Origin of the sequence: Lentilactobacillus parabuchneri DSM 5707 = NBRC 107865, from assembly GCF_001435315.1 — a bacterium.
Lineage (GTDB): Bacteria > Bacillota > Bacilli > Lactobacillales > Lactobacillaceae > Lentilactobacillus > Lentilactobacillus parabuchneri.
The window spans coordinates 1-4,382 of the sequence record NZ_AZGK01000028.1; the positions used below are offsets into that span (position 1 = coordinate 1).

The following is a 4,382-nucleotide window of genomic DNA, read 5'->3' on the forward strand; positions in this document are numbered from 1 at the left end:
CTACCACTGAACTACGGAGCAAAAATATTTTCTTTAAAAACGACATATATATTTATATCATATCCACGGAAAATATGCAAACCAAAATTTCATTTAAATTTCATTAAGCCCCTAACTAATGTGATTTTCTTTCAGAATAATGTCAACTTCCTTCTGCATTTCAGGGGTTTTCCGCCATTCTTCAAAATGATCCATGTTTTCATCAGGCATGGTGTAATTCTCATTGACGTATTGCTCATATTTTGCGACGTGAGGTGAGTGCGGGATGTTTAGCTGTAATATCCTTACCTGCTTGATAAAACCTCTCTCAGCGGCTAATTCTGCCCTTCCGTTTTGAACCATGTTACTGATCTCGATGTACTTTGTGCCATCATTTCTGGTAATCTCTTCAATCAACGTTAAAACCTCATGACTTTTCAATGTTTTGCCTCCTTTGACATTGACCATCATATAATTATACATAAAAAAACTGGCGTTATAAAGACGTCAGCTTTTTAAGAGAGAAAGAGAATTGATTAGAAGGTATTTATTTAGTACCCGAACATAATATACTCAATATTGTAAGCGCTGTCAACTACATTTAAAAATAAATGAGATCTTTTGCGGTGACGCGCGATCTCATCTACTGAATTTCATAAATTTTATTCGGTCCCGGGTAAATGTAAGGTGTGTGATGGATGCACGATTGAAACCGGGTTATCAATGACGTGTTCGAGCGAGTGGCCCGAAACGTTAACCAAGCAGAAGAAAACTACCACGATCAAAACCGCCCAGGTTAACAGCTGGTTCCAAACTGACATTTTTTCACTGATCACAGAACCATAGAACCGTTTGTGGACCTTAGCCGGGATATCCTTTGCTTCTGGATTGGCAGCTTGTTCCTGTTCGGTAACCTTCTTTTGGTAATTTTGAATACTGAAGTTCTTTTGGATACTCTTTCGTTCCGACTCAAACTTATGCTTTTCTTTTTTACTGAGTTTTTTAAACCACTGAGTAAACTCACGGTATTGGCTGGTGACTTCTTTAGTATCACCGACCATTTTAAGTTCGCCATAGTTAATCCAAGCGACTCTGTCACAAAGCATTTCAATCTGCTTCAAAGAATGGCTGACAAAAATAATGGTCTTTCCTTCAGCTTTAAACTCGGTAATTTTGTCAACACACTTCTGGTAGAACGTATCATCACCAACCGATAACGCTTCGTCAATAATCAAGATATCCGGGTTGATATGCACGGCAATAGCAAATCCCAGCCGCGAACGCATCCCGCTTGAATAGCTCTTAACCGGTTGGTCAACGAAATCCCCAATGTCAGCAAATGCAATAATGTCGGGCATTAATTCGTCGATTTCTTCATTAGTCAGCCCCTGCATCAGTGACTTCAAGCGGATATTTTCCCGTCCGGTTAAATTACTTCTCAATCCGGCATGGATCGCCACGATTGAGGTTTCGCCACGAACATCAACGTACCCGGTCGTTTGGGGGATAATGCCGGAAATAATGTTTGAAATCGTTGACTTACCAGAGCCGTTAACCCCAATTAGGCCCATCGTTTCCCCCGGTTGAATGGTCAATGTAATACCCATCAGTGACCAAAAATGAGGAACTGGTTTTTTGGACAGCGAAAAAAAGGATCTCAGCTTTTCTGACTGCGTCTTAAAGAGTTCGTACTCCTTGGTAACATTTTCTACTTTTACTTTATAATCATTTTCCATTGTTTCTCTCCTAGTTTAAGAAACTCTAAATTCACGAGTAACATTATAACAAATATTGCAACAAAAAAAAGGGTTCACAAATAATCTTTGCGAACCCTTAAATAACTACTTCTCAACGATGTTTTGCAAAGGGAGGCTATTAAATTGGATAACCGGATCCCCCTGATTAATCTTGGTTGCACCCTTCGTGTTAAATACAAAGTTTGGAATAATTCGCTTGGGAATACTATTAATCTTTGATTGGGCATTTTCGGCCCGGACTTCAGCCTCTTGCTTCTTGTTACCTGCAAGTTGTTTGTCCAATGATGCATCAATCTTGGAGTTGATATCTCCCGAACTCACTGATCCGTCAAGCTTATTCAAATCATATTTGACGATGATGGCGTTCAGCTTGTTGCCGTACTCCATGTCGGTCGCATAGGTTAATGATAGAGCCATCGCGGCATCACTTGATGTTGGGGCGTTACTGGTCCAGGTTCCGGAATAATAATTCGAATCCGTTAACGTCCCATGGCGCAAAAGATACGCATTATCCTTGATTGAAGCTTCAATGGTTGGATACTTTTTAAAGGCGGCAGCAGTCATGTAATGTTTACCATTTGCCGTGTACTCACCGGTACTCATCGTCACGGATTGGCCATTATAACTGCCTTTAACGCCAAAGTAATTGTTGGCGTCCAACGATAACTCGGACCGGCCAAAATCGCTTTCAACGATTGCCTGAGCCATCATAACCGATGGATAAAGATGATTTTGTTTGCTAACCTTTACGACCGGGTCCTTTAAACGATTGATAAAGTCAGTTTCGACACTGGCGTTTGCTATATTTGCTTGCACAAAACAAAAGCCGATAACCGCAATCGCTGCAGCCAGGGCTTTCATCATGACGTGTACACATTGCTTAGTAATTCTAAAAACCTCCCAATCACCCTCATAATTGATGATTTTTTATTATGAAGGACGACTCGCTGTTAACTTATGAGAAAAACGATGCCGGAACCCAATACTTGGCCGAAGAACTCGGACTCGAAATTCGATACCAAATAGAGCCATCACTGACTTTATAACCCATCTTATCGACAGTAACCTTCGTTCCAACACTTAAATTAACTTGACTTAGTTTGTAGTGCTTCTGTAAATTGCCGGTTGCGTTGGCGTGATCATACAGATAAGTCGAGCTGGCGTTCTTGGATACCGACTTGACCGCCTTATGATTAACTACCGCGACCGATCCAGGATATGATACTACATCTGAGCCCTTAATCCAACCTTTAGTCTTGCCATCGGAAATTTTGTACCACAAAACTAATCCCTTGGATGACTTTTGTAAAGCGGTTTTGCTGACATTATAACCCTTATTGACGGCCGCTAAAGTTTTCACTTTTTTGACCGGCTTGGACAACAAGCTTGAGCCGACAATGTGATTATAAATATAACCATTTGACGTCTTACTTGGCGTCAAAGCCCCAGTTGCTGAACCGGAATAGGTTGTCGCAAATTGAAGTGCAGGTGCACTAACCCAGAACTTTTTGGCTTTGGCATTGCTGTAAAATCTCAGTCGATACCAGTTAGTTGAACTATTCGTCTTGACACCACGCATATCCAAATAAACTTGGACACGACTATTAACGCCCAGTTGTGACCAGGTATAACGTTTCTCACTATTAGCGGCGCCCTTCACATGATTATATACGTAATACTTCTTGTATTTCTTTGAAAGCGGCACTAAATCTTTTCCGGAAGCTTTATAGTATTTAACCTTCGCTAATTGCTTAACCGGGGTCACTGGTGTTTGAGTCTGAGTTGTTGAAGTGGCTGACGAACTCGACGAGCTGGTGGTTGAGGACGTTTGTGATGACGAGCTGCTGGACGTTGAACTGGAACTGGAAGACGAACCAGACGTCTCACCAAACACCTGATCCAAATTATAGGTTTGAATGACGGTAATCAAAGAAGCCCCATAATTGGGTGCGGTGGCGTATTTTCCCGTCAAAGCATTGGCAGCATCTTGATAAGTGGCCGCGTTTTCTTTCCATGAACCTGAGTAGTACTTAGAATCCCAACTCGTCCCGTTCCTAAGTGTCGATCCGTTATCGGCAAAAGAAGCGTAAGCGGTGGGATATTTTTTGAAATTCGCCGTCGTGTTAATCATTTGACCATTACTGTTGTATTCAACGGTTGGCATCGAAACGGAGGCACCATTATAGGCACCCTTAATACCAAAGAAATTATTAGCTTCTTGGGTCAATTGGCTTTGCCCCCAGCCACTTTCCAAGCCAGCCTGGGCCATCATGACCGACCCATACAAATTGTATTTCGTTGCTGCTTTTGTCACATCACTTTTGTATTGACTGATGAAACTGCTTGCCGTTGAGGCATAAGCTTGTTGGTATGTACTTTGGGCAGAAAAGCTTGTGAATAAAATCCCCATCCCCGTAACAAGTAGCGCAGTTAATCCATGTTTAATTATTTTATTCAATGATCCACACCTCCGAATAAGCCACATCCCTATCATATTAGATAATGGATAAAAAATGAAGCCCTAAATAGAATAAATTCCACTAAAAGCTTTAAACTTTCTTAATATCTTTACTAACTCTTATAATATATCATCTTCGCGCTGAAAACAAAAAAAGACGTGGCTGGGACATAAGTCCCGCCGACAAA

Annotated in this window: 4 protein-coding genes; all 4 read right to left on the bottom strand. The window is 41.2% G+C overall.

Translation table 11 applies throughout. The features are described 5' to 3' along the window. Positions 1–111 precede the first annotated feature (111 nt). Positions 112–420, bottom strand: coding sequence for a hypothetical protein (locus FC51_RS11865; RefSeq protein ID WP_057910516.1), 309 nt, complete (start codon positions 418–420; stop codon positions 112–114). A gap of 221 nt (positions 421–641) precedes the next feature. Continuing rightward, positions 642–1,715 (bottom strand): ABC transporter ATP-binding protein, encoded by a 1,074-nt coding sequence (locus FC51_RS11870; RefSeq protein WP_057910517.1) that lies wholly within the window; start codon positions 1,713–1,715, stop codon positions 642–644. A gap of 105 nt (positions 1,716–1,820) precedes the next feature. Then, positions 1,821–2,600, bottom strand: a complete 780-nt coding sequence (locus FC51_RS11875; protein ID WP_057910518.1) for a glycoside hydrolase family 73 protein — start codon at positions 2,598–2,600, stop codon at positions 1,821–1,823. A gap of 91 nt (positions 2,601–2,691) precedes the next feature. Beyond that, the gene (locus FC51_RS11880) at positions 2,692–4,194 is read right to left on the bottom strand and encodes a glycoside hydrolase family 73 protein (RefSeq protein WP_057911390.1); all 1,503 of its coding nucleotides are present in this window, start codon (positions 4,192–4,194) and stop codon (positions 2,692–2,694) included. Positions 4,195–4,382: the final 188 nt, after the last annotated feature.